General features: G+C 70.8%; 27 protein-coding genes. 18 read left to right on the top strand and 9 right to left on the bottom strand.

Translation table 11 applies throughout. From position 1 onward, the window contains the following. Positions 1-113: 113 nt before the first annotated feature. From BYZ73_RS08275 to BYZ73_RS08250, 6 genes are all read left to right on the top strand, one after another. The gene (locus BYZ73_RS08275; protein ID WP_112315601.1) at positions 114-956 is read left to right on the top strand and encodes a sugar-binding domain-containing protein; all 843 of its coding nucleotides are present in this window, start codon (positions 114-116) and stop codon (positions 954-956) included. A gap of 267 nt (positions 957-1,223) precedes the next feature. Then, on the top strand, positions 1,224-1,595 hold the full coding sequence (locus BYZ73_RS08270; RefSeq protein ID WP_112315600.1) for a hypothetical protein: 372 nt from the start codon (positions 1,224-1,226) through the stop codon (positions 1,593-1,595). A 99-nt stretch (positions 1,596-1,694) separates the two neighbouring features. Then, complete coding sequence (locus BYZ73_RS08265; RefSeq protein WP_112315599.1) at positions 1,695-2,165, top strand: cupredoxin domain-containing protein; 471 nt, start codon at positions 1,695-1,697, stop codon at positions 2,163-2,165. Between the two features lie 93 nt (positions 2,166-2,258). Further along, entirely contained in the window at positions 2,259-2,738 is a 480-nt protein-coding gene (locus BYZ73_RS08260; RefSeq protein WP_112315598.1) for a DUF411 domain-containing protein, read from the top strand. Positions 2,739-3,021: 283 nt separating this feature from the next. Next, on the top strand, positions 3,022-5,343 hold the full coding sequence (locus BYZ73_RS08255; RefSeq protein WP_245943088.1) for a multicopper oxidase family protein: 2,322 nt from the start codon (positions 3,022-3,024) through the stop codon (positions 5,341-5,343). Between the two features lie 394 nt (positions 5,344-5,737). Next, complete coding sequence (locus BYZ73_RS08250) at positions 5,738-6,157, top strand: VOC family protein (protein ID WP_220086812.1); 420 nt, start codon at positions 5,738-5,740, stop codon at positions 6,155-6,157. A gap of 169 nt (positions 6,158-6,326) precedes the next feature. On the opposite strand, the gene BYZ73_RS08245 is transcribed toward BYZ73_RS08250, so the two are convergent. Together BYZ73_RS08245 and BYZ73_RS08240 are read right to left on the bottom strand one after the other, a co-directional pair. Then, the gene (locus BYZ73_RS08245; protein WP_112315596.1) at positions 6,327-6,968 is read right to left on the bottom strand and encodes a response regulator; all 642 of its coding nucleotides are present in this window, start codon (positions 6,966-6,968) and stop codon (positions 6,327-6,329) included. Next, positions 6,965-8,302, bottom strand: a complete 1,338-nt coding sequence (locus tag BYZ73_RS08240; RefSeq protein WP_112315595.1) for an ATP-binding protein — start codon at positions 8,300-8,302, stop codon at positions 6,965-6,967. The genes BYZ73_RS08245 and BYZ73_RS08240 overlap by 4 nt, the downstream gene beginning before the upstream one ends. Before the next feature lie 151 nt (positions 8,303-8,453). On the opposite strand from BYZ73_RS08240, the gene BYZ73_RS08235 reads away from it, so the two are divergent. The 8 genes from BYZ73_RS08235 (at position 8,454) to BYZ73_RS08205 (ending at position 14,462) form a co-directional block, all read left to right on the top strand. Then, complete coding sequence (locus BYZ73_RS08235) at positions 8,454-9,431, top strand: AAA family ATPase (protein ID WP_112315621.1); 978 nt, start codon at positions 8,454-8,456, stop codon at positions 9,429-9,431. Beyond that, positions 9,431-9,733, top strand: coding sequence for a DUF58 domain-containing protein (locus BYZ73_RS23760; RefSeq protein ID WP_245943087.1), 303 nt, complete (start codon positions 9,431-9,433; stop codon positions 9,731-9,733). Before BYZ73_RS08235 ends, BYZ73_RS23760 begins: the two co-directional genes overlap by 1 nt. Positions 9,734-9,799: 66 nt before the next feature. Beyond that, positions 9,800-10,273: a hypothetical protein gene (locus BYZ73_RS23755; RefSeq protein WP_245943086.1), complete on the top strand. Its 474-nt coding sequence runs from the start codon at positions 9,800-9,802 to the stop codon at positions 10,271-10,273. Further along, entirely contained in the window at positions 10,270-10,638 is a 369-nt protein-coding gene (locus tag BYZ73_RS08225) for a hypothetical protein (protein WP_112315594.1), read from the top strand. The genes BYZ73_RS23755 and BYZ73_RS08225 overlap by 4 nt, the downstream gene beginning before the upstream one ends. Beyond that, on the top strand, positions 10,635-11,591 hold the full coding sequence (locus BYZ73_RS08220; protein WP_112315593.1) for a VWA domain-containing protein: 957 nt from the start codon (positions 10,635-10,637) through the stop codon (positions 11,589-11,591). Before BYZ73_RS08225 ends, BYZ73_RS08220 begins: the two co-directional genes overlap by 4 nt. Next, positions 11,588-12,517: a vWA domain-containing protein gene (locus BYZ73_RS08215; RefSeq protein WP_112315592.1), complete on the top strand. Its 930-nt coding sequence runs from the start codon at positions 11,588-11,590 to the stop codon at positions 12,515-12,517. The genes BYZ73_RS08220 and BYZ73_RS08215 overlap by 4 nt, the downstream gene beginning before the upstream one ends. Beyond that, complete coding sequence (locus BYZ73_RS08210) at positions 12,514-13,185, top strand: hypothetical protein (protein ID WP_112315591.1); 672 nt, start codon at positions 12,514-12,516, stop codon at positions 13,183-13,185. The genes BYZ73_RS08215 and BYZ73_RS08210 overlap by 4 nt, the downstream gene beginning before the upstream one ends. Beyond that, on the top strand, positions 13,179-14,462 hold the full coding sequence (locus BYZ73_RS08205) for a BatD family protein (RefSeq protein WP_112315590.1): 1,284 nt from the start codon (positions 13,179-13,181) through the stop codon (positions 14,460-14,462). The genes BYZ73_RS08210 and BYZ73_RS08205 overlap by 7 nt, the downstream gene beginning before the upstream one ends. A 167-nt stretch (positions 14,463-14,629) precedes the next feature. Here BYZ73_RS08205 and BYZ73_RS08200 read toward each other — a convergent pair whose 3' ends face one another. The 7 genes from BYZ73_RS08200 to BYZ73_RS08170 form a co-directional block, all read right to left on the bottom strand. After that, positions 14,630-15,007, bottom strand: coding sequence for a hypothetical protein (locus BYZ73_RS08200; RefSeq protein WP_146746272.1), 378 nt, complete (start codon positions 15,005-15,007; stop codon positions 14,630-14,632). A gap of 110 nt (positions 15,008-15,117) precedes the next feature. Further along, complete coding sequence (locus tag BYZ73_RS08195) at positions 15,118-15,618, bottom strand: thiamin pyrophosphokinase (protein WP_112315588.1); 501 nt, start codon at positions 15,616-15,618, stop codon at positions 15,118-15,120. 131 nt (positions 15,619-15,749) lie between these two features. After that, positions 15,750-16,295, bottom strand: coding sequence for a YbhB/YbcL family Raf kinase inhibitor-like protein (locus BYZ73_RS08190; RefSeq protein WP_112315587.1), 546 nt, complete (start codon positions 16,293-16,295; stop codon positions 15,750-15,752). Positions 16,296-16,576: 281 nt separating this feature from the next. Then, a complete protein-coding gene (locus BYZ73_RS08185; protein ID WP_181497998.1) occupies positions 16,577-18,001 on the bottom strand; it encodes an alpha/beta fold hydrolase in 1,425 nt (474 codons plus the stop codon). 99 nt (positions 18,002-18,100) lie between these two features. Continuing rightward, positions 18,101-18,319, bottom strand: coding sequence for a hypothetical protein (locus BYZ73_RS08180; protein ID WP_146746271.1), 219 nt, complete (start codon positions 18,317-18,319; stop codon positions 18,101-18,103). Positions 18,320-18,583: 264 nt separating this feature from the next. After that, complete coding sequence (locus BYZ73_RS08175) at positions 18,584-19,723, bottom strand: DegT/DnrJ/EryC1/StrS family aminotransferase (RefSeq protein ID WP_112315584.1); 1,140 nt, start codon at positions 19,721-19,723, stop codon at positions 18,584-18,586. Positions 19,724-19,912: 189 nt separating this feature from the next. After that, complete coding sequence (locus tag BYZ73_RS08170; RefSeq protein ID WP_181497997.1) at positions 19,913-20,725, bottom strand: Stf0 family sulfotransferase; 813 nt, start codon at positions 20,723-20,725, stop codon at positions 19,913-19,915. A gap of 124 nt (positions 20,726-20,849) precedes the next feature. On the opposite strand from BYZ73_RS08170, the gene rfbF reads away from it, so the two are divergent. From rfbF to BYZ73_RS08150, 4 genes are read left to right on the top strand one after another with little or no spacing between them, the layout of a single operon-like run. Next, positions 20,850-21,620, top strand: a complete 771-nt coding sequence (rfbF, locus tag BYZ73_RS08165) for a glucose-1-phosphate cytidylyltransferase (protein WP_112315582.1) — start codon at positions 20,850-20,852, stop codon at positions 21,618-21,620. After that, on the top strand, positions 21,617-22,669 hold the full coding sequence (rfbG, locus tag BYZ73_RS08160; RefSeq protein WP_220086807.1) for a CDP-glucose 4,6-dehydratase: 1,053 nt from the start codon (positions 21,617-21,619) through the stop codon (positions 22,667-22,669). Before rfbF ends, rfbG begins: the two co-directional genes overlap by 4 nt. Continuing rightward, positions 22,666-23,895, top strand: coding sequence for a class I SAM-dependent methyltransferase (locus tag BYZ73_RS08155; protein ID WP_112315580.1), 1,230 nt, complete (start codon positions 22,666-22,668; stop codon positions 23,893-23,895). Before rfbG ends, BYZ73_RS08155 begins: the two co-directional genes overlap by 4 nt. After that, the gene (locus BYZ73_RS08150) at positions 23,892-24,425 is read left to right on the top strand and encodes a dTDP-4-dehydrorhamnose 3,5-epimerase family protein (protein WP_112315579.1); all 534 of its coding nucleotides are present in this window, start codon (positions 23,892-23,894) and stop codon (positions 24,423-24,425) included. Before BYZ73_RS08155 ends, BYZ73_RS08150 begins: the two co-directional genes overlap by 4 nt. Positions 24,426-24,457 lie beyond the last annotated feature (32 nt).

Here is a 24,457-nt window from a genome sequence, read left to right as displayed (position 1 = left end):
CGGCAGGAGGGCCGGGCGGATTCATCAGCGAGGAAAAGAACGCGGGGCCGGCCGCGCGCTGTCGCCCGAGCGGGCAACCCTGATGCTGAGAGCGTCCGAGGTGTTTTTCCGGCATGACGAGTCGCGCTCTGCCATCGGCGAGACGCTGGGGATCAGCAGCTTCAAGCTGGCGCGCCGGCTGCAGGAAGCGCGCGAGACCGGCCTGGTCAGCATCATCCGTCCCGCCCCGACGGGATCGCTGTGGCTTCGAGCGCTGCATCGTCGTGCCCGCACGGCCCGACGACCGGGTGCTGCAGGTGCTGGCCGAGGCCGCAGCCTCCTATCTGATCCAGCACACGGTCCAGAGCGCCATTCTTGGCGTCGCCTCGGGGCGCTCCACCAGCCGGGTGTCAAGGCTGATCCTGTCGCGGCCGCGCTGCACTCTGGTCCGGATCGCCGACGTGGCCCGTTCGACCAGCCTCCCGGACAACCCGACCGAAACCGTGCGGCGCATGGCGCAAATCGCCTCGGGGCCCTCCTGGCGGCTCTTCGCGCCGATCGTGCTGAGTTCGCGCGAGGCCGCCGAGACTCTGCACAGGGAGCCGGGCATTGCCACCGCGCATGCGTTCTTCCCGCGGCTGACCCGGGTGCTGATGGCCACGGCACCCTGGGAACCCGGCGAATCGATGATCCACGATTCGATTCCGGCCGAGGATCAGGCGATGGTCGCGGCCTGTCATCCGGCCGCGGATTTGCTGGCCAATGTGATCGACGACTGGAGTCGGCAGGTTGCGCCCGACTTTACCGCCCGGGCCCTGTCGATCGCACTCGCGCAGCTGCGCGCGGTGCCTTACCTGAACATGGTGGCCGGCCGGCAGCGGCAGCAACCGGCGGTCCTGGCCTGCCTCAAGGCGCGTTTCGCCAACACTCGCATTTCCGACACCCGCACAGCGGATCTGTTTCTGAAAGCGGGCTGAGACCGGCGCAGGGCGTCCTTAGGGCCTCTGGGGCGGCTGCCGGACGTACCCCGCGGGACCGCACCGGACCGCAGGAAGCCGGGACCGACCCTGGCGCGCCCGGGGACCGTTGCGCCCGGAGGACGGGAAAACCGGGCCACCGGCTGTTGGCGGACCGGAGGCCGCCGCACGGACGCGGTCAGGGCTTGCCGCGCTTCGGGCGGGTCGCGACGAAGTGATCGAAGCCCGCTTGCCGCGACTCGCCGCTCCTGCCTAGGTGGATGCGAGATGAAACCGCTGCTCACAGTCCTGAGGGTGCTCTGTCTGGCGCTCCTGCTGCCCGCCGCTATGGTGGCGCAGACGGGCCATGCGACGGCAGGGGACAGCGGCTGCGCGGCCGCGGCCTCGATGGCGACTCAGGACATGGCTCCTGGCATGCATGTCGCCGACGCGGCCTTCGGGGATCCGGGACCGGGCCATGGCCCGTCGGTTCCCTGCCTCTTTTGCGGACTTCACGCCTGTGCCTGGATCGAGGCGCCCGAAACCTTCGTGGCCCGCCCGCTGGCGATGGCCCCGGCGAACTATGCATCGGCGCTGAGCGCCAGACCGCCGACCGCGCGTGCCGAAAGCCTGCACCGACCGCCTCGACATCTGTCCTGAACCTCTTGCATCCGCCGCAAGCCCGGCCCGGTGCGACCGGAGGGCTGCGGACCCCGCTCATCCGCGCCTCGCGGGAGGCGCTGTCGTTCAGGAAACATCATGAAATCCCTTCTCGTCGCAACCGCTCTTGCGCTTGCTTCCACCACGGCCGTCGCGGACGGCAACGCGTCTGGTCACGGCCATGGCCAGACCTCCATCGGCCAGCCCGGCAGTGCCGCCGAGGCCGATCGCAGCGTCACGATCCGCATGGTCGAGACCGCCGACGGCATGGGCTTCGAGCCCGCCGCGCTTGACGTCAAACAGGGCGAGACGATCCGCTTCGAGGTCGAGAACACCGGCTACATGGATCACGAAATCGTCCTCGGCACCGTCGAGGACAACCGCGCGCACATGCAGAAGATGGCCGAGATGGGCCCGATGCGCCACCACGACCCGAACGCCCTCCAGCTTGCGCCGGGCGAAACGGGCGAGCTGGTCTGGACCTTCTCCGAGCCGGGCAGCGTCCAGTTCGCTTGCCTCATCATGGGCCATATGGAGGCCGGGATGCACGGCACCATCACCGTCAACTGAAGATCGTCCCCCCGCGCACGGGACCACAGGCCCCTGCCCAAGACCGGGCCGAAGGCCGTGCCGAAAACCCTGCCAGAAAACAGGAGCAATGACATGACCAATGCAAATCCAACCCGCCGCTCTGTCCTGTTCGGGGGCGCGGCCCTCGGGATCGCCGCCGCCCTGCCGCTGGCCGCACGCGCGGCGGTTCCGGCGATGCATGTGCTCAAGGACCCCAATTGCGGATGCTGCACCGCCTGGATCGAGATCCTCCGGAAAGAGGGGTTCGAGGTGACCGTCGAGGCGGCCAGAGGCACCGCGCTCGCCCGCTTCAAGACCCGCAACGGGATTCCGCGCAGCATGATCTCGTGCCATACCGGCACCATCGAGGGCTACATGATCGAGGGCCATGTGCCCGTGGCCGACATCCGCCGCCTGCTGGACGAGCGGCCCGAGGCCGTGGGCCTGGCGGTGCCCGGCATGCCGATGGGATCGCCCGGCATGGGACCGGAAAGCCGTCGTGACGCCTATGACGTCCACCTGATCCGGCGCGACGGATCGACCGAGATCTTCGCCCGCTACGACGCGGCGTGACGCGCCCGCGATCCTGAAAGAACAGCGCCGGGCGGCCCAGTGTCGCCCGGCCCCCTCCCCGTCTTGCGGTCCGCGCGCAGGGGCGATCCCGCCGGGCCCGGACCGGCCGCCGGAGCGCCGGAAGGCGCCATCCCACCCAAGGACAGACAAAGGTCCCCGACGGAAGATCGCTTCCGGCGATTGACGTTGCGTGAGGCCTCTCCCTTGAAGGGAATCGGCCCCCGTGAGAGACTTCTGGCATAGTTCCGAGATTTTCCAGCACTCAATCGACGGGGAGTATTTCATGTCCGGAGACCGTTTCATCGTCTCGCGCCTGCCGACCGCCGCCCTTCTTGCCGCCTCAGCCTGCAGCCTCTGCGCCGGTCCGGTCCGGGCTCAGGACATTGCCGAACCGCCGCCCCGCGCGGCCATGCTGCGCCCGGAAGCGGACGGGGCCGAACCCGGCGCAGCTCTGGAAAGCGCGGGTCCCTCCGATGCCGAAGATCGCTGCGCCGGCGCCGATGTCTGTTACGATCTGGCCCTGCGCTATGTCGACGGGCAGCTGCGCAACCCGGCCTTTCCCGAAACCGACCCACGCGGCTATGACAGCGTACGGCTGCGCGCCTATGCCGGGCTGGTGCTGGACGAGACCGGCGCCCCGGTCGCGCAGCGGAATGCCTATGTCGCGCCGGTGGTCGAGATCGCGCCGGGCGACACCTTCCGCCTGACCTTCGAGAACGCGCTGCCGCGCCCGCAGGACATGGTGCTGCCGGGCGAGGACGCGAATGGCAACCCGCTGCGCTGTACCGGAGAACCCGAGGATCACAACGAACCCAGCTGCGCCAATTTCAACCTGACCAACATGCATACCCACGGGCTTTGGGTCAGCCCGCAGGGCAACAGCGACAACGTGTTGTTGACGGTCAATCCCGGCATCCGGTTCACCTATGAATACAACATCCCCAACGACCATCCGGCGGGCACCTTCTGGTATCACGCCCACCGGCACGGCTCGACCGCGCCGCAGGTGTCGAGCGGGATGGCGGGCATCCTGTTGATCCGCGGCGACCGCCAGCCCCGGCTGGGGGCGACCGGCTGGGCCGCGCCGGGAGATCTTGACGTGATCCTGCCCCGTCCCGAAGGCCCGGCCGGTGCCTATGACGGAACAGCCGGGGTCCGCTTTCCCGAACGCACCATCCTCTTTCAGCAGATCGCCTATGCCTGCCGTTGGACCCGGGCCGAGGTCGACGCGCTGGCCGCCGGGGGCACGCCCGCGGCCGATCTGCCGGTGGTGGGCGCGATCAAGGCCGACGCGAACGGCTGGTTCTGCGACGAGGGCGACATCGGCATGGTCGAACCCGGCCCCGGCAACGCCTTCGACCAGGTCGGGTTCGGCAGCTGGCCGCGCTCGGGCCGCCACACGGCGATCAACGGCGAGATCCAGAAACAGCAGCCGGGCGCCGTGGCCGGCCGGGTCGAGCGCTGGCGGCTGATCCATGGCGGCGTACGCGAAACCATCGGGCTCGAGATCCGCAAGGTCGAGGGCGGCACGGCCGAGGACCTGCGGGCGCGGCTGGCCGAGGGCACCGGGGGCAAGAGCCGCGACGCGATGGCCGAGACCGTCGAGCAGGTCTGTTCCGGCGGGCCGCTGGATCTGGTGCGGGTCGCGACCGACGGTCTGACCCGGCCGGAGATCCGGACCGGCCCCGAACTGCTGCTGCAGCCCGCCTATCGCGAGGACGTTCTGGTCAGTTTCCCCTCGGCGGGCACCTATTGCATCGTCGACGCGGCCACCGCGCCGGGGTCCGACATCAACCTCAACGACAACGACACCGCGCTTCTGGGCTTTCTCGAAGTGGCGCCCGCCGACGCGCCTCTGGCGGGCGATGGCGGGGCGGATCAGGTGATGGCGATGCTGGAACGCTCGATCGAGGCCCGGATCGAGGACCCGGCGGCGCGCGAGGCGATCCTTGCGGAGCTGGCCGAGGGCCGGCTTGACGCCTTCGTCAAGCATCGCGACATCGCCGATCACGAGGTGTCGGGGCAGCAGACCGTGGGCTTCACGATCCAGGGGCCGCCCTTCGCCTTCATGATCGGCCGGATCGCGCCCACCCATGTCGATAACGGCGCGCCCTTCGCGCTGGTCGGGGCCGCGTCCTACGAGGCCACACGGTTCGACCGCATCCTGCCGCTGGGCGGCGTCGAGGAATGGACGCTGACCTCGTTCGGGGGCGGCGGGCATCCGTTCCACATCCATGTCAATCCGTTCCAGATCGCCGAGGTGCTGAAATACCAGCCCGATGCGGGCTGCGCGACGGGGGCGGCAGGCGCGCGGCATTGCGACATCGACCCGAACGACCCGGCCACCTATGTCGATGTCAGCGGGCCGGACAGCGACGAGCCGCAATATGCGGGGCTCAAGGGCGCGTGGAAGGACACGCTGTTCATCCTGCCCGGCCATCTGGTCAGGCTGCGCACCCGCTACGAGCGCTATATCGGCGATTTCGTCCTGCACTGTCACATCCTCGACCACGAGGACGAGGGGATGATGCAGAACGTCCGGATCGCCATTCCCGACGGCAAGGGCGGCTTCGACCGCCCGATGACGGAACACGCCATGCACTAGGTACGACAGCGCGTGGCGCCGGGCGAACACCCTGGCGACGCGGCCCCTGGCGCGCCCCGAGAGGCCGACGCGTGCTCGCCGCTTCATGGCGGTTACCTCCTGCGGCCCAGCGCCCGCACTTCGATCCGCCCGGCCGTCTCGGGCGCCCCTCACCCCGGTCGCCCGGACCGCCAGGGGTCCCGTGGTGCGACCTGCGGCAGGGCCTTCGGCCGACTGAGGCCGGGTTTCGTGCGCGCGGCTCGCGCCACGGGTCGTTGAGCCCGGGACCCGGCGGTTCCGGTTCCCGAGGCCGGGCAGAGGTGCAGATCCGCGCCCCGGGGGCCTTGCTTTCGCTCGGGACTGTGCGAAGGAGAGATGCTTCTTCCGCTCGACGGAAACCAGGACCATGGCAGAGATCCGGCTCCACCGAGGACGACTGATCGATCACATTCAGCTTGTGGTCCGGGATCTCGGTGCGAGCGAACGCTTCTACAGGGCCGTCATGGCCGTGCTGGAGATCCCGGTGCTCGGCACCGACCGGGGGTGCTTCCTGGCGGATGAGCTTGTCGTGTCGTCGGCGGACAGCCCGACGGCCGCGGGCGCCTTGACCGGGCGCCATCACCTGGCCTTTCAGGCAAGGGATCGCGCGACGGTCGATGCCTTCCACCGCGCCGCGCTGGACCATGGGGGCACCGACAACGGTGCGCCGGGCATACGGGCCTATCATCCGCAATATTATGCCGCTTTCGTGCTGGACCCCGATGGCAACAACATCGAGGCCGTCTATCAGGGCGAGGCGAAACGCAGCGCGCCGTCGGTCACGATCGAGGTCTAGGCCCGCGCCGAACCCGCGCCGTGCGACCGTCCCTGTCTTCTGCGATGGGCCGGATCGGATCCTGAGTGGGCCGATCGCGCCATCCTGCCCGTGCGCGTCGCGCCGTCGTCCCGGGCGATCCGGTCCGCGGGGGCCTCGGCCCATGGCACACCCGGGCGCGGAGCTCCGGTCAGATGGCGGGCAGCAACCCCGTCTCCAGCGCGAACCAGACCAGCTGGGCATCGGTTTCGAGACCGAGGATGCTCTTGATCTGGTAGTGGTTGTTGCGCACCGTCTTGGGGCTGATCGACAGTTCCCCGGCGATGCGCTCGGCAGACCAGCCCCGCGCCAGCAGGCACAGGATCTCGGTCTGGCGCGGGCTGAGATCGGTGAGGCCGGTGCCGATGCCCGAGATGCGGTCGCGGGCGATGGCCTCGATCACGTCGGGCGAAATCACCGTCTGCCCGCGCAAGGCGCCGAAGATCGCCTCGACCAACAGCCTGGGATCGCTGCTTTTGGTGATGTAACCCATGGCCCCCGCCTGGACGGCCTTGAGCGCGAAGGCCGCGCTGAGATGCATGGTGAAGACCACGATCCGCGCACTGTCATCGTACTGGCGGATATGCCGGATCGCCTCGATCCCGCTGGCGCCGGGCAGGGTCACGTCCATCACCACGACATCGGGCCGCAAGGCGCGGAACTGGGCATAGGCCGCGCGCGCATCCTCGGCCTCTCCGGCGATCTTGAGGCCCGGTTGCAGGTCGATCAGGCGGCGGTAGCCCTCGCGCACGACCGGGTGATCGTCGACGATGATGACGCTGCAGTCCTTCATGCCGCAGAGCGCCCCCGCGCCATCGGCAAGCGCACGCGGATGCGCACCCCCCGGGCGCCCTCTTCCAGCCGTAGCCTGCCGCCCATCGCCTCGGTGCGTTCCGCCATGCCGATCAGGCCATGGCCGGGCGCGCCCCCGTCGATATGGCCGCCGCCGTCGTCCTCGACGGTCAGGACGATGGCGTCGCCCTCGGCATGCAGGGCGACATCGACCCGGGAGGGCGTGCCGTGGCGCATGGCATTGGTGACGCATTCCTGCACGATCCGGTAGAGATCGAGCGCGACCGCGCCACTCAGGCCGTCCTCGTCCAGCGTACTGTCCAGCCGCAGCCGGGCGCCGCTTTGCGCCTGCCAGCCCGAGAGCATGCCGCGCAGGCTGGCGGTCAGCCCGACCTCGTCGAGATCGGGCGGACGCAGCCGGGCGAAGGCGCCGCGCAGGCAGGTCATCATGGCCCGGATATTGGCGCCGATGGCCTCGGCATCGCGGGCCAGCGCCGGGTGTCCGGGCGGCGCGGCCAGGCCGATCGAGGCGGCCAGCGCCGCCGTCGCCGTCAGCATCTGGCCGAATTCGTCATGCAGGTCGCGCGCCAGCTGCCGCCGCTCGACATCCTCGACCTCGATCAGGCGGCGCGTGAGGACCCGCCGCGCCTCGGTGCTGGCCGTGAGCTGCTGCGCGAGCCGGTTGACCGCATCGGCGATCTTGCGGAATTCCGGCGCGCCCGAGCGCGTCACGCGGGTGTCGAGATCGCCCGCGCTGAGCCGGTCGAGCCCCCGGACGATGGGTCCCACCGGTTCCAGCCGGGAATAGATCGCGAGCGTGCCGAGGAACAGCACCCCCGCCGCCATGCCCAGCGTCTGCCAGAGCGCAAGCCGCACCCGCTGCCAGGCCAGCGTCGCGGCGGCGACCGGATCGAAGGTCACCTCGACCGAGAAGATCCCGCCCCCCGGGGCGCGGCCTTCTCCGGTCGCGGGCGCCACCGGGCCGAAGACCCGCGTGACCGTCTTGCGGAAGCCGTCCGGCGCGATCGGCCCGAACATCTGCCAGCTGGCGCAGATCCGCCGCTCCGAGATCAGGCGCTGCTCGAACCGGATGCAGGTGCCCGGGGCCATCAGGCCCAGCAGCTTGATCGACGTCATCTCGGTATAAAGCGGATCGCCCGCGCGCGGCTCCATGTGATAGGCGCGTTCGAGGGCATAGCCCGCGCGGGTCAGCGTGTTGCGGGTGGACCGGTCGGCGGTCTCGTAGGCGGCGGTCGCCGCGAAGCCGACCGTGAGGGCGCCGGCCAGCAGCGTCACCAGCCAGAGCGTCAGAACGAGCCGCAGCCTCAAGCTCATAGGATATCCTCCCCGATCTCCTGTCCCGAGGATCGGGGAAACCTGCCTGTTTGTCGCGGGCATTTTGCCCGACCTTTCGCGGTTTGCCGGGAAAGGCTTTGTCATCGGCCGGCTTCATGCCTTGCTGAAACGGGAGTTTCGGGAGGCGCGCATGGAAGATCTTGCACGGGCGGAGACGCTGGCCGACGCGGCGCGACGGCTGACGCAGCGCATGGAGGCCGGGCTGATCGGACAGGCGGCTCTTGTCGAACGGCTGGTGATCTGCCTGCTGACCGGCGGGCATATCCTGATCGAGGGGCCGCCCGGGCTGGCCAAGACGCGGTCCGTGCGGCGGCTGTCCGACGCGGTCGAGGGCAGCTTTGCCCGCATCCAGTGCACGCCCGACCTGATGCCCTCGGACGTGACCGGCACCCAGGCCTGGCGGCCGGAAAGCGGGCAGATGGTGTTCCTGCCGGGGCCGGTCTTTCATTCGCTCGTGTTGGTGGACGAGATCAACCGCGCCCCGCCCAAGGTGCAATCCGCCCTGCTGGAGGCCATGGCCGAGGGCCAGGTGACCAGCGGCGGCATCGCGCGCGCCCTGCCCGATCCCTTCATGGTCGTGGCGACGCAGAACCCGCTGGAACAGGAAGGCACCTTCCCGTTGCCCGAGGCGCAGCTGGACCGGTTCCTGTTTCATGTCCTGCTGGAGCTGCCGGATGCCGAGACGGAACTGGCGATCCTCGATCTCGTCGAGGGCGAATTGCGCGCTCCTTCCGGTCCTGCCGCGGCCTGTCTTGATCTCGCGACGCTGACCGCGATGAAGGCCGAGGTGGTGCAGGTGCACCTGTCGCCCGCGCTCCGGCGCCATATCGTGGCGCTGGTGATGGCGACGCGGACGGCGGTCGAGGGGCTGGCGGTGACCGGGCGCATCCAGCATGCGGTCAGTCCGCGCGGCACCCTGTCTCTGGCGGCGGCGGCGCGGGCGCGGGCCTGGCTGAACGGGCGCGATTACGCGGTTCCCGAAGACGTGGCGGCGCTGGCGCCCGATGTGCTGTGCCACCGCATGGCCCCGACCTGGCGGGCCCGGGCCGCGGGCGAGACCTCGCGCGGGCTGATGGCCGAGATCCTCGCGGCGGTGGAGCCCTTGTGATGGGCGGCGAGGCGATATCGGGGGCCGTGCTGTCGCGGGACCGGCTTGTGGCGCTGGCCTCTCGGGTCGGGCCGAACGCCGCTGCGGGGCTCGCGCGCGGACGGGTCGCGGCGCTGTCCGGGCCGCGGCGCGGCGAGGGCGGCGATCTTTACGACCTGCGGCCCTTCCTCGAGGGCGACGATCCGCGGCTTGTCGATCCGGCCGCCACCGCGCGCAGCGGGCGGCCGCAGCTGCGGCGGCGCCACGAGGAGGTCGAGCGCAGCCTGCTGTTGGTCGTCGATCTGCGCGGCCCGATGTTCTAGGGGACGCGGGGGCGGTTCCGGTCGGTCGCGGCGGCCGAGGCGGCGGCGGTCGAGGGCTGGGCCTGCGTGCTGGCGGGCGGACGGGTCGGGCTGGCGATCCTGCGCGACGCGGGGCTGGACTGGTGGCCCTCCCGCCCCCGGCAGGCGGCGATGCTGGAGATCGCGGCCGGTCTCGCGCGCAGCCATGCCGAGGCGATAGCGCAGGCCGCGGGCGAGGCGGCCCCGCTTTGCGACGGGCTCGCGGCGGTTGCCGCGCGCGTGCCCTCGGGCACGGCGGTTGTCCTCGCGACCGGGATGGACAGCCCCGGCGCAGCGTTCGCGAACATCGCCACCGACCTGATGTGTCGCAATCCTTTCGAGGTTCTGCTGGTTCAGGATGCCGTCGAAACCGCCCCGCCGCGGGCGCGTCTGACCGCCCGGATCGGTCATGCCCTGATCCGCGGGCGCTTTGGCCCCTCGGGCACGGCGGCGTTTCTGACGGACCGCGGGATTGCGGTCCGGGTCGTCCGGGCCGATGCGGCGGAGGTCCTGCCGGCATGACCCCCGACGAGCTTGTCTCCCGTCTGGCACCGGTCCGCGTTCCGGCCGATTTCGCCCGGTTCGGTCTGCAGGACGCCTGCGTCGCGCTGGCGCTGGGGCTGCTGGCCGGGGCGATCCTGTCGGCCCTTTGGCGGGCGGTGACGGCGCCGCGCGCCCGGCCCCTGGACGAGGCCCGCGCCGCCATCGCCGCGCTGGCCGGCCTGCCGCCGCAGGAGCGGCTGGCGGGTCTTGCCCTGCTGCTGCGCGACCTGGGCGGGACGGCACCGCCGTCGATGCGGCAGGCGCTCTACGACCCCGGGACGGCGCCCGATCCCGCGCCGCTTGAAGCCGCGGTGATCGCGGCGGCCCGGAGGGCGAAGCCATGAGCCTGTCTTTCCCCTGGGTGCTGGCCCTTCTGCCGCTGCCCTTGTTGCTGGTGCGCTTTCTGCCGCCGCAAAGGCCGGGTGCGGGCGCTCTTGGCCTGCCTCCGGCGCTGGCCACGGCGTTCCACGCGGCGGGATCGGCCCCGGTCCGCCGCCATGCGCGGTCGATCGCGCTGGGCGCGGCCTGGATCGCCCTGGTGGCCGCGCTGGCCGGGCCGAGGCAGGAGCGTGTTCTGGATGTCCTCCCGGCCTCGGGGCGCGACATCGTTCTGGCGCTGGATCTGTCCGGGTCGATGGAGCGCGAGGATTTCCGGTTGAACGGGCAGACGGTGTCGCGGCTGGCCGCGGTGCAGGCCGTCGCGGCGGCGTTCGTCCGGGGGCGCGTCGGCGACCGGGTGGGGCTCGTCGTCTTTGGCGAGCGCGCCTATGTGGCGGCGGCACCCACCCATGACCTGGCTGCGGTGGCCGATGTCATCGAGGGCCTGCAGATCGGCGTTTCGGGCAAGGCCACGGCGATTGCCGACGGGCTGGGCCTTGCGATCCGCCGGCTGCGGGATCGCGACGGCGGAAGCCGCGTGATCCTGCTGTTGTCCGACGGGCGCGACACGACCGGGCCGGTCGATCCGGTGGCGGCGGCCCGGGCCGCGCGCGACCTTGGCATGCGGGTCTACACCATCGCCCTGGGACCGGCGGACCTGACCGATGACCCGGTGTCCCGCGACGCGGTCGATGCGGATACCCTGCGCCGCATCGCCGAGGCCGCCGGGGGCAAGACGTTCCGGGTCCGGACCACCGACGACCTTGAGGCCGTCGCCGAGGCCGTCGACCGGCTGGAGCCGAGCCTTGCCGCCCTGCCCCCGCTGCGGACCTGGCGGGGGCTCTGGACCTGGCCCGCGGCCTTCGCGGCGCTCTGCCTCGGGGGCGCGATGGTTCTGCAGGCGCGGGACACGGCATGACCGGCCCGGAGGTCCTTCTGCTGCGGCCCTTGTGGCTGGCGGGCCTGCCGCTGGCGCTGGTCGCCGGCGCGCTGGTCGCACGCCGGGCCGACGGGCTGGGCGCCTGGCGCGCCGTGATCGACGCCGATCTGCTGGACGCGATGCGCGGGCGCGGCTGGGTGTCGGCCCCCCGCAATGGCGCCGCCCCCTGGCTGATGAGCCTTGCGATGGCGCTGCTTCTTGCCGGGCTGGCGGGACCGGCCAGCCGCGCGCCGAACGCGCCCGTTCCGCGCAACACCGACAGGCTGATGATCCTGCTCGACCTTTCGCCCTCGATGACCGAGGGCGGCAGCTTGGACGATGCGCAGGCGGCCCTTGCGCGCCTGATCGACATCGAGGCCGACCGCCCCACCGGCCTGATCGTCTATGCGGGCGAAAGCTTTCTGGCCAGCGTGCCCACCGACGACCCCGGCCTTGTGCAAGGCCTGATCGCCGTGGCCGACCGCGGGACCATGCCGGTCGCAGGCACCCGGCCCGACCGCGCCCTGACCCTCGCACGGCGTGCCCTGGCCGATGCCGGGGCACGGGCACCCGATGTGGTCCTCGTGTCGGATGGCGGCGGGATGGGGCCGGAGGCGACGGAGATCGCCCGCCGGATGGCTGCCGAGGGAAGCCGGGTCTCGGCGATCTTCGTGCCAGAGGATGCCCCGCCCTACGGGATGCCCTCCGCCTCGCGCACGGCGCTGGCCGCCGTGGCGGAGGCCGGCGGCGGGCGGGTCGCGGACGCCACCGCACCGGCCGGGATCGACCGCCTTCTGCCCCGGCGGCGCGACCGCCAGCCCGACGCCCCCGACCTGCGGGCCCTGCAATACCGCGATCACGGCCCGTGGCTGGCCGCTCTGGCGCTGCTGCCGCTTGCGGCCCTGTTCCGGCGGCCATCGACATGAAACCGCGCCATCCCACAGCCAAGGCGCTGGCCTGCGCGCTGGCCTGCGCGCTGGCCTGCGCTTTGCTTGCCGGTCCGCAGGCCTGGGGCAAGTTCTTGTGGCGCGCGGGCTTTCCGTCGCTCGCGCTGCCGCTGATCGGCGATCCGGCGGCGCGGGCGGCGGCCCTTTACGACGCCGGTCGCCATGCCGAGGCCGATGCGGCCGTCGCGGCCCTCGGGCGCGGCGCCACCTATAACCGGGGGCTGACGCTGGCCGCGACCGGAGACTATGCCCTTTCCGTCGCCTATTTCGACGCCGTCCTCTTCGCCAACCGCAACGACGACGCGGCGCGCCGGAACCGCGACATCGTCCAGGCGCTGGTGCCGCCGGTCGTCGGCGAAGCCATGGGCCACGGGCGCATCGAGACGATCCTGGCCGAGGCGGGGCTGCGCACCGTCGCCTTCGACCCCGACGCGCCGGACCGGCCGATCCTGGAGCGCGAGACCGATCCGCAGCGCGACTCGAACCGGCGCCCGGTCACCGGCGAGCGCAGCGCCGCGGCCGACAGTGCCTGGCTCGACACACTCGAGGATGCCCCCGGCGCGTATCTCAGGGCCCGGCTGGCCGCCGAGATGGCGCGCCGCCAGGCCGCGGGCGAGGCGCAGGAAATCGAGGCCGACAGATGGTGAGGCTTCTCGTTCTCCTGCTTTTGATCGCGCTTCCCGCACATGCGCAGGACCGGGCGCAGGATCGCGACGCCCCCCGGCTCGAGCTGATCCTCGATCCGCGCGCGGTCGCGCCCTTCGAGGGCGAGATGGTGCTTGCGACCCTGCGCGGCATCTACCGGCAGGTCATCACGCGCGAGGAGGTCAAGCTGCGGCCGATGACCGATTTCGACTGGGTGAGGCTGGGGCAGGACCGCTGGAAAGAAGAGCGTATCGACGGGCGTCCGGCGCGGGTGTTCGAGCGGCGGATCGCCTTTTATCCGCGCCGGGCGGGCGCGCTGCGCATCCTTCCCGTCGCCCATGCGCTGGAGGTTCTGGGGCCGGATGGCGGGCGCAAGACGGTCACGGTCCGCTCGGCCCCCGTCGCGCTGAACGTGCGCCCGAAACCCGCGACGGGCACCGATCGCTGGCTTCCGCTGCGCGCGCTGGAGATTTCCGACAGCTGGGATGTCGATCCGGCGCGGCTGGCCGACGGACAAGGCGCCACACGCCGGGTCGTGCTGCGCGCCTTCGGCGCCACGCCCGAGAGGATGCCGCCGCAGCCGGACCTGCGACAGCCCTGGCTGATCGTCTTCGCCCCGCCCGAAGAGCGCGATTTCCAGGTCACGCCGGAGGGGCCGGTCGCGACGGTGGTCTGGACGTGGCATCTGCGTCCGGTCACGGGCGAGCCGGGCGTCATTCCGGCCATCACCCTGCCCTGGTTCGATACCGGCGACAGGACAGCGCGGTCGGCCACGATCCCCGCCGCCCCCATCGGCTATGCCAGCTTTTCCGCCAGCGCGGGTCCCCGGGCGCGGCCCGTCGGCCCTCCGGGCTGGGCGTTCTGGGGACTGGCCGGGCTGTCGGCTCTGGCCACAGCGGCGCTCGCGACGCGCGGCCGCAGCCCTGCCGGACGCCTTGCCGTGCGGATGGGCCGTCGCTGGCGCCGGCGCGCCCTGGAGATCCGGCTGCGCAGGCAAGTCCGGGCCGGAGACGCCGTCGGGGCGCGCCGGAACGCCGCCCGACTGCTGGATGAGTTCTCGACCCTGGACGAAGCCGAGCGCCTGATCCGCCTGCGCCCGGCCGACGAGGTACTGTTCGCAGGAGATGCCGCCGCCGCCCGCGCCGGGCGGCAGACGTCGCTTGGCGCCCTGCCTGCAAGCGTCCTGTCCGGCCTGACGAGCAACGGCGATGCCGCGGCGGAGCCGCCGGTCCGACACGTTCCGGCGTGGCGATCCGGACCGCCGTCCTCGCGGCAATGATCGGAGGACGTCGGACCTTTCCATCGCGGTCCTGCGCGCTTGACGGCCCGCGCCGTGTCCTTGCCGAACGGCGGATCTGTCGCCCAGGCCGGGTGAAGCGAGGGCGCGACCCGTCGGCCTTGTCGGGCCTCCATGCCCCTCCGACAGGGAAGGACCGTGCGTCGCCCTCAATGCGGCGCGCCTCCGCCGCCAAAGGGCACGTTGCCGCGCCTGTCGGGGCATGCGCCTCCCGGACGCCCGGCAGGCGAAAGCGCAAGGGCCGGTCGGGCCCCCGATATCCGGCGGCGGCGCCCAAGGCCCAGCCCCGCGAGCCCGCCCAGCGGCAAAGCTGCCGATGCCGGCGGAGGGGCCGGCGCGGGGTCGAACCCGAGCGCCTGGTTCGACAGGAAGACCGGGTCGGCAAAGCTGTAGCCGACGCCCTCGCTCGCGCCGATCCCCGCCAGGACGGTGTGGTTGAAGTCGTAGCTGGCCATCCCGTCACTCACCGGCCTGCCGAAACGATACGTGAAGATGGCATCGACCACGTCTCCGGCAAGGACGGGCACGGAAGCGATCAGGTAACGGTCGATCGTATCGCTCAGCGGCGCGTTCGTCCCGTCCTGGTCGATCTGATCGATGTCGCTGGCCAGGTCGGCCTCACCCCTCGCAAGAGCGCTCAGGTTGATCGGATGGACCGAGTATTCGAGATTGTGGGAGGGGCCCGTCGTCGCATAGGTGCCGCTGGCCCCATATTGGCGAAAAGCGCGCCGTCGTTCTGAACGGTCACCCGCTCCGGGGTGTGGACCGCGGCCATCGAACTCGACGCGTGGGCGTCGCTGGTGGAACAGGCGAAGGTCTCGACCCGGAAGGTACCGGTTGTCAGGTCCCAGCAGAGGCTTGCGGACGCCCTTTGGGCGCGCGGCAGACCGGTGATCGGGTCCAGATCGCAAAACGGCCCCTCGCCGGACATGTCGATGAAAGCCTCGGACCTGGAGGCGCCGGAAAGCAGGGACTGGTCCTGAAGCCTATCGCTGTCTCCCAACCGCTCCCGATCGAAGTCGGCGAAATGGCCGCTGACGCTGACATGGGCGACGGTGGTGCAGGAAACGGTGGCGGCCGGGACCGCGAAAGCAGGCAGCGTGGCCGGGGCAATCGTGGCGAAAACGCTGGCTTTCACTGCGATTCTCCTCGTTCCAGCAGGAAGGAATCCCGGCGCCGCGCCGCCCGCGCGGCACCGGAGAGGCATCCTGGCCCCGAAGACACCGGAGCGCCCTTGGGCCAGGCCCCCCCCCCTCCTCCGCTTCAGGATCAACGCCCGTAGGTCGCGGTCAGGCTTGCGCTGTCCAGCGCGCCGGTATGGGCGAAGAAGCCCACGACCGCGCCCGAGGCGGTTTCGTCGATGGGCAGCGCGTCCTGCGGCATCGCATAGATCGTGAAGACGTAGCGATGCGGGGCGTCGCCTTCGGGCGGGCACGGGCCGCCATAGGCGTTCTGCGAATAGTCGTTGCGGGCCTGAACCGCGCCGGCGGGCAGGTCGGCCGCCTTGCCCGCGCCGCGCGGCAGCGCCACGGTGTCCGCGGGCAGGTTGAACAGCGACCAGTGCCAGAACCCCGATCCCGTCGGCGCATCCGGGTCGTAGACGGTCAGGATGAAGCTTCCGGTGCCCTCGGGCGCACCGGACCAGTTTAGCGCGGGCGACAGGTTCGGCCCGGAACAGCCGAAGCCGTCGAAGACGAACTCGGGCCCGATGGCCTCGCCCGGGGTCAGGTCGGGCGAACCAAGCGTCATCTCGGCGGCAAGCGGCGGCGCGGCAAGCAGCAGGGCCGCCAGCGGAAGCGGAAAACAGGTGGTCATCGTCTCTCTCTGTCTTTGGACTTGAAACGGGCCCCGGGGCGGGCCGGACGCGCCCCGAAGCGGCTTTGACGGAAGCGAGCCGGGACCGGCCGGGCTTCCCGGGCAAGGCGGTCGGCCGCGGGGCGGGGACGACGGCCTTGCGGCTTGCCCCCGACCGGACACCGACCGGATCCCGCCGCACATCCGGCGGTTGCCTTGCACGTTATGGGCCGCGCGCGGCCCGCGCAATTCCCCCGTTGGGGAATGGACGGTGCAGGACAGGACCGGCGATGATACCCGGATCAAGCCCCTGGGCCAGCGCGGCCGGGAAGGCTTTCGAGGGCGTGGAAAAGTCGCGGCCAATGGCTGAAGAAGATGAACTGCCCCGCATCGTCATGCAGTTCGAAGTCGATCCAGGGGTAGTCCTCGCGGAACTCCTGCACGGTTTCCGGCGGCGCAATGGGGTCGGTGGTGCCGTTGACGAAGCGCACCGGCAAGCGGCGGTTGCGGACGGCCTCGACCGCCTCGGTCCAGTCGCCCCGGGCGAATTCGCGCATCTCCTGGGCATAGGCCCGGTGGGCCAGATGGCGCGGCGACAGGGCGACCCGGGTGCCGGCCAGAATGACCTCGCGCGTGGCCGCGTCGGCCATCACCCGCAGGTCGGGCGGCGAGTCGCCATAGACCTGCCGCACGAAGTCCTCGCGCCCGATCCGGGCGGCGTAGTGAAACCCGGCCCGGGCGACCAGCGGGATCAGCGCGGGCGTGTAATGCGCCGTGCCGACCACGAAGCGATGCCACTTGTCCATGCGGCGGTACTGAACCTCGCGGGTCATCGGCAGCACCCCCGCGAAGGCGATCAGCGCGCGGACCCGGTCGGGGCAGCGGTTGGCGAAGGCAAAGCCCAGAAAGCTGTCGTTTTCCAGCGTCACCACCGAGGCGGCCCGCACGCCTTCGCGGTCGAGGATCTGGCGGATGTCGTCGAAGATCCGGGTCAGGACGCCGTCGCCCGGCGCGGTGCCAGTGGTGTTGCCATAGCCCGGCCGGATCGGGACGATCACCCGGTAGCCGCGCCGCGCCGCCTCGCGTTCGGCCTGCTCGGGCCAGAGGCAGAAGCCGTAGGTGCCGTGAAGGAAGAGAACCGGCTGACCCTCGGCATCGCCGAAGACGCGATAGGTCACGGTGCGGCGGCCGTCGCACAGCACCCGTTCGTCCGGAAAATAGGGCAAGGCGCAGGCGCGCAGGTCGGGGCGGCCGGGCCGGACCGGCGCCGCCGGGTCGCGATACATGGAGGCGCTGATCAGGGTCAGTTCCAGCTGCGACCGGGCGCCGGTCTTGGCGAAGATCCGTTCGGACTGTTTCTTGACCGTTTCGGGCGAGACCCCGCGCCGGGCGGCGATCTCCTTGCGGCTGAGGCATTGCAGCGACAGGCCGAGGACCTCGGTTTCAGCCTCGCTGAGATCGAAGGCAGCGGCGATGTCACGCGCCACCCGGGTATTCACGGCGCGGTCGAAGAGAATGACGAAATCGCAGGGCTGGGTGCCTTCGAGCGTGACCGGGATGCGGCGCACCAGCGACCCCGGAAGCCGCCCCTGCAGCAGCCGCTGCGCCTGCGCCTGGCGCCCGGGTCCGGCGGTCGCGCAGGCCGGACCCGAGGCACCGTCGCGGCCGGGACAGGCCGCATCGGCCCCCAGAAGGGCGTCGGCCTCGCCATTGGCGCGCAGCACCACGCCTTCGGCCGAGACCAGCAGGGCGGGCAGATGCGCATAAAGCGCGAAGAGCCGGTCGATGTCGGGAAAGGCCGTGCCGGTATCGAGGATCTGCAGGGCCTAGTCCACATGGCGCCGCGCCGCCTCGGGATCGAGAAGCGGCGCCGCCAGCGTCCCCGGCCGCGCCATGGCGCGATCCCAGGCATCGACCAGCCGTTCATAGGCCTCGGGCCGCAGCGCGGTTCCGTAGATTTCGCAGACCAGCGCACCGAGCGGATCGGCGGCGGCCTCGGGACGCGGCGCCTCGGGCATCGCGCGAACAGTCTTCGAGTCGGCCATCGTCCCCCCCCCCGGAAACCGGCGCCCCGGCCGGGCAGGGACCCGCGGCCCGCGCACCGCCCGTCCGAACGCCAACGACGGGCGCGACGATAGCCGCGGGGCCCCGGGCATCAAGCCGGAAAACCCTAGGACTGTCGTCGCCTTTGCCCGCACCGGCGGCACGGGCCGGGCTGCCGGGGACATGCCGCCGAATTGGACGGATTGAGGGATTATCGGGCACCGGCCGATCGCGGCGCCCGCGTCCTCCCGGCGTCTGCCGGGCCGCTAGAGGTCGAGACTGCGGATCAGCGCACCCGACACCCGGTCCACCAGGGCTTCGGTCATGTTGTAGCCCGAGGGCAGGTTGACGCCGTTGCGGGCCATCAACTCACCGCAGGGATGCTCTGGCAGGAACCGCGCGCAGTCGGCCCGGTCGCGATAGGCCTTCAGCGTCGTCAGCCTGGAAAAGAACGGCCGGCTGTCGATCGCCTGATCGGACAGCGCCGCCTGCAGCGCGAACTTGTTGGGACCCTCCGGGTCCTGCGGCACGACCGTCACCATCCAGTAGGAATTGCACACCGATTGCGGCTGGGCGTTCAACGCGATCCCGTCGAAACCGGCCAGCCGTTCGGCATACCACTGGAAGATCTGACGTTTCTGCGCGATCAGGTCGTCCAGCCGCTCCATCTGCGCGATGCCAAGCGCGGCCTGCACCCCGCTCATCTTGTACTTGAACGCGACCTCGTCGTTCTGGAAGAACCGGTCCCCCGGCGGACGGCCATGGTCGCGCAGTTTCTGGATGCGGGCGAACAGCGCGGCGTCATCGGTCACGATCATGCCGCCCTCGCCGGTGGTGATCGTCTTCGAGCCGTGGAACGAAAACACCGCCATGTCGCCGAAGGCCCCCGCCGCCCGGCCCTGAAAGGTCGAGCCCAGCGCCTCGGCCGCGTCCTCGATCAGCACCAGCCCATGACGGTCGGCGATGTCGCGCAGGCGCGTCCAGTCGCACATCGACCCGTACAGATCGACCCCGATGATCGCCCGGGTGCGCGGCGTGATCGCAGCCTCGACGGCGGCGGGGTCGAGACACCAGGTATCGGGCAGGATGTCGACGAAAACGGGCGTCGCGCCGACATAGCTGACCGGCGCCATCGAGGCGATCCAGGTCACGTCGGGACCGATCACCTCGTCGCCCGGCCCGATCCCGGCCGCGGCCAGCGCCAGATGCAGCCCCGAGGTCGCGTGCGGCAGGCTGGCGGCATGGGCCACGCCGACATGGCCGGCCATCATCGCCTCGAACCGCGCATTGTAGGCGTAATGCCCGGGGCCCCAGGCATTCATCGCCGCCTCTCGCGCCAGATCGCCTTCGCGCTCGGTGATCGAGGGGGCAGCGACAGGGATGCGGGGCAGGTCTTCGGTCGTCATGGGACTGTCCTCGTGGCGGCACAGCGTATGAAAGCCGCGCGCCCCACCTATCCGAAAGCGCGACCTGTCACAACGGGAGGTTCGCGCCGGGATCGACGCGCGCGCGACGCCGGGTGGGCGGAGGGCGTCCCCGCGCACGAGGGCGTCCGGCCGGGGTCCGGCGCGACCGGGACCAGCCCGGACAGGGGATCAGAACCGATAGAGATCGCGCCCGTAAGCGGGATCGCCCCGCAGCGCGCGGATCACCGCCTGGACCCGGCCCCGGCCCGGGCCGCAGACCCTGAGCGCCGGAGACCCGGCGCCGTCGGCATCGCGGTGAAACCGTGCGACCCAGTCCTCGGTCTCGGCATTGCGCTGGATCGCGTAGCGCGCATCGGGTGCTGCGTCGTAGCTGACCCCCAGGGCCACTGCCGCCCAGTCGAGATAGGGGGTCGGGTCCTCAAGCAGCGTCTCATAGACGAACGCCCTCGGCGCCAGCCCGGCGATCGTCTCATAGGCATTCCAGAAAGCATCGCTGCGTTCGACAAAGTGGATGGCCCGGGCAATCTCGGCCCGGTCGAAGACGGTGTGGCGGTCGTTGCCGCGCAGTTCGCTCGACCAGCGGCCGGTCTGGCGCGCCTTGACCAGCGAGATCGCCTGGCGCAGCCGGTCCTGCCGGGTGAGACGCGCCAGATGAATGTCATGCGTCCGGGCGCAGAGCGTCAGGAAATCGGCCCCGTAGGTTTCGCCGAACCACAGAAGGTGCCGCGGAAACACCTTGAGCGCGAAGCGCCCGTTGGCGCCGCTGGCCGCCGCGACGACCGCCGCGACATATCCTTCTGCATCTGTGCGGCGGGGATCGACGCCCAGAAGCTTCGGCTCGACCCATTCCGAGGACTGCCCCATCACACCGGTCGCATCGGTCAGCTGCCCGAGCCAGCTCGACCCGCTGCGGCCCTCGGCCAGAAGCACGATGCCGGTCTGGCGGCCGGAAACGGCACAATCGTCGGAGGGTGCGAACATCGAGTGGTCACTTTTCGACAAGCCGCCTGACGCGGCGCGGGGGGCTTCGGAATTGCACGCTACGCCTTGATAGGATACGGCGAAGGCCGAGGCAATGAACTGGCGACGGGGGCGCGGCAGCGGCATGCAGGCAGTCATTCTGGCCGGCGGCTTCGGGACACGGATCTCGGAGGAAAGCCATCTGCGGCCGAAACCCATGATCGAGATCGGCGGCCGCCCGATCCTGTGGCACATTCTCAAGATCTATGCCGCCCATGGCATCACCGATTTCGTGATCTGCTGCGGCTATCGCGGCTACATGATCAAGGAATATTTCGCCAATCTGGTGCTGCATTCCTCGGACATGACGGTCGACACCCGCACCGGCGAAATCACCTATCACAATTCGGTCGCGGAACCCTGGCGGGTGACCCTTGTCGATACCGGCGCCGACTCGATGACCGGCGGGCGGCTCAAGCGGGTCCGCCCCTATCTGGGTGAGCGGTTCTGCATGACCTATGGCGACGGGCTGGCCGATATCGACATCCGCGCCGAGATCGAGTTTCACATCCGCCACGGGCGCGAGGCGACGGTCGCTGCGGCGATCCCCCCGGGACGATATGGCGCGCTCGAGATGACCGCCGAGGCCGAGGTCCAGCGCTTTACCGAGAAACCGCCGGGCGACGAGGGCCGGATCAACGGGGGCTTCTTCGTGCTCGATCACAGTGTGCTCGACCGGATCGAGGGCGACCCGACCCCGTTCGAGGGAGCGCCGCTGGAAGGGCTCGCCCGCGACGGCCAGTTGATGGCCTGGCGCCATCCCGGCTTCTGGCACGCGATGGACACGCTGCGCGACCGCAACTACCTGGAAAGCCTCTGGGCCTCGGGCACGGCGCCCTGGAAGATCTGGGCGTGAGCTTCTGGGCCGGCAAACGGGTGCTGCTGACCGGGCATACCGGGTTCAAGGGCGCCTGGGCGGGCCGCTGGATGGCACGCCGCGGGGCCGAGGTCACCGGGATCGCGCTGCCGCCCGAGCCGGGACCTGCGCTTTACGACAGTCTCGGGCAGGACCACCTTGCGGCCTCGCACATGGCGGACCTGCGCGACGCCGGGTGGACCGCAGAGCTGGTGCGCGCGGCGCGGCCCGAGATCGTTCTGCATCTGGCTGCACAGCCGCTGGTGCGGTTGTCCTATGCCGACCCGGTGCTGACCTTCGGCAGCAACGTGATGGGCACCGTCCACCTGCTGGACGCGCTGCGCCGCGAGGCCCGGCCGGAGGCCGTGCTGGTAGTCACCTCGGACAAGGTCTACGAGAACGACAATTCCGGCCGCGCCTTCGCCGAGACCGACCGGCTGGGCGGCCATGATCCCTATTCCGCCTCGAAGGCCGCGACCGAGATCGCGGTCGCCTCGTTCCGCCGCGCCTTCTTCGCCGAAGCCGGCGTTCCGCTGGCGACCGCGCGGGGCGGCAACGTGATCGGCGGCGGCGATTTCTCGGCCGACCGGCTGGTGCCCGACATCGTGCGCGCGCTGATGGCCGGGACCCCGCCCGAGATCCGCAATCCCGGCGCCACCCGCCCCTGGCAGCATGTGCTGGACTGTCTCGACGGGTATCTGACCTTCGTGCAGGCGCTGGCCGAGGGCCGCGCCCTGCCCGAGGCGCTGAATTTCGGCCCCGCCCCCGATACGCCTGCCGTGACCGTCGCGGAGCTTGCCGAGGGGCTTTATGCGGCACTCGGGCGCAAGCCCATGCTGAGCACCCCGGCCGAACGCGGCCCGCACGAGATGGCCCATCTTGCCATCGACGCGGGGCTGGCCGCACGGACGCTGGGCTGGCGGCCCCGGCTATCGGGCGCCGAGACGCTCGATCTTACCGCCCGCTGGTATGCGGGCTTTCTGGCGGGCGAAGACGCGGCCCGCCTGACCGATCAGCAGATCGACCAGTATCAGGACAGGACGCCGTGACCCGCCATTGCCGCTTTTGCCAGGCCCCGCTGGAGCAGACCCTCGTCGATCTGGGCGAGACGCCGCTGGCCAACAGCTTCCTGCCCGACAGCCCCGAGTCCATCGCCGCGGAACGCCGCTTTCCGCTGCATGTGATGGTCTGCACGACCTGCTGGCTGGCCCAGACGACCGAGACGGTGCCGGCCGATGCGATCTTCGCCCATGACTATGCTTATCTCTCGTCCTATTCGGCCGGCTGGGTCGCCCATGCCCGCCGCTATGCCGAGGCCATGGCCGACCGCTTCGGTCTGGGGGCCGGGTCGCGGGTGGTCGAGATCGCCTCGAATGACGGCTACCTGCTGCAGCACTTCGTCGCCATGGGCGTGCCGGTTCTGGGGGTCGAGCCCGCGGGCCATGCCGCCGAGGTGGCCGAAAGCATCGGCGTGCCGACCCGGGTCATGTTCTTCGACGAAACGTCGGCGGCCGCGCTGCGCGACGAGGGCTTTGCCGCCGATCTGATGGCCGCCAACAACGTGCTGGCCCATGTGCCCGACATCCGCAGCTTTGCCGCCGGGTTCCGGGTCCTGCTGAAGCCCGAGGGCGTCGCGACCTTCGAGTTTCCGCATCTGGCCCGGCTGATCGAGCAGGTGCAGTTCGACACGATCTATCACGAGCATTATTCCTATCTGTCGCTGACCTTCGTCGAACGGCTGATGCGCGAGGTCGGGCTTTCGGTCTTCGATATCGAGCGGCTGCCGACCCATGGCGGCTCGCTTCGGGTCTTCGTGGGCCATCCGGGCGCCCATGCCGAAACCGAGGCGGTCGCGGCCCTGAGGGCCGAAGAGGCGGCGCTGCAGCTTGACCGGCCCGAGGGCTATGCGGGTCTTGCCGCCAGGGTCGCGCGGGTCGTGGCCGATTTCCGCGCCTTCGTCGCCCGCGCCCGGGCCGAGGGCAAGACGATCGCGGGCTATGGCGCGGCGGCCAAGGGCAACACCTTCCTGAACGTGGCGGGCATCGGGCGGGACGACATCGCCTTCGTCGTCGACCGCAACCCGCAGAAACAGAACCGCCTGCTGCCGGGCAGCCACATCCCGGTCCTGGCGCCCGAGGAAATCGCGCGGCAGAGGCCCGATTACCTCGTCATCCTGCCCTGGAACATCGCCGAGGAAGTGATGGACCAGCAGGCCGCGATCCGCGACTGGGGCGGGCGCTTCGTGACCGCCGTGCCGGAACTGATCGTCCGGTGAGGCTGACCGAGGGCGATCTTCCCGGCCTGTATCTGGTCGAAAGCCCGGTTCATGCCGATGCGCGCGGCAGCTTCGCGCGCGCCTGGTGCCGCGACACATTCCGCGCGGCGGGGCTCGACTTCGATCCGGTGCAGGCGAACCTGTCGACCAACACCGCGCGGCACACCCTGCGCGGGCTGCATTATCAGGACCCGCCTTATGCCGAGGCCAAGCTGGTGCGCTGCGTGGCCGGGCGGATCTGGGATGTCGCGGTCGATTTGCGCCCCGGCCCCGGCTACGGCCGCTGGCAGGCGGTCGAGCTGTCGGCCGGGCGCGCCAACGCGCTGTTCCTGCCCGAAGGTCTGGCGCACGGCTTTCTGACGCTGACACCGGGCGCGGTCGTTCTGTACCACATGGGCGCGCCCCATGTTCCGGGGCAGGCCCGGGGCATCCGCTGGGACGACCCGGATCTGGCCGTCGCCTGGCCCGCGCCCCCCGAGGTGATGTCCGAGGCCGACCGGACCTGGCCCGGACTGGCAGAGCGGACCTGACGCGAGGCCGCTCGCCTGTCCTTGTCGCCCGT

It is taken from the genome of Rhodovulum viride (assembly GCF_003265965.1).
Lineage (GTDB): Bacteria > Pseudomonadota > Alphaproteobacteria > Rhodobacterales > Rhodobacteraceae > Rhodovulum > Rhodovulum kholense.
This window is presented reverse-complemented; position numbering and strand designations above follow the sequence as displayed.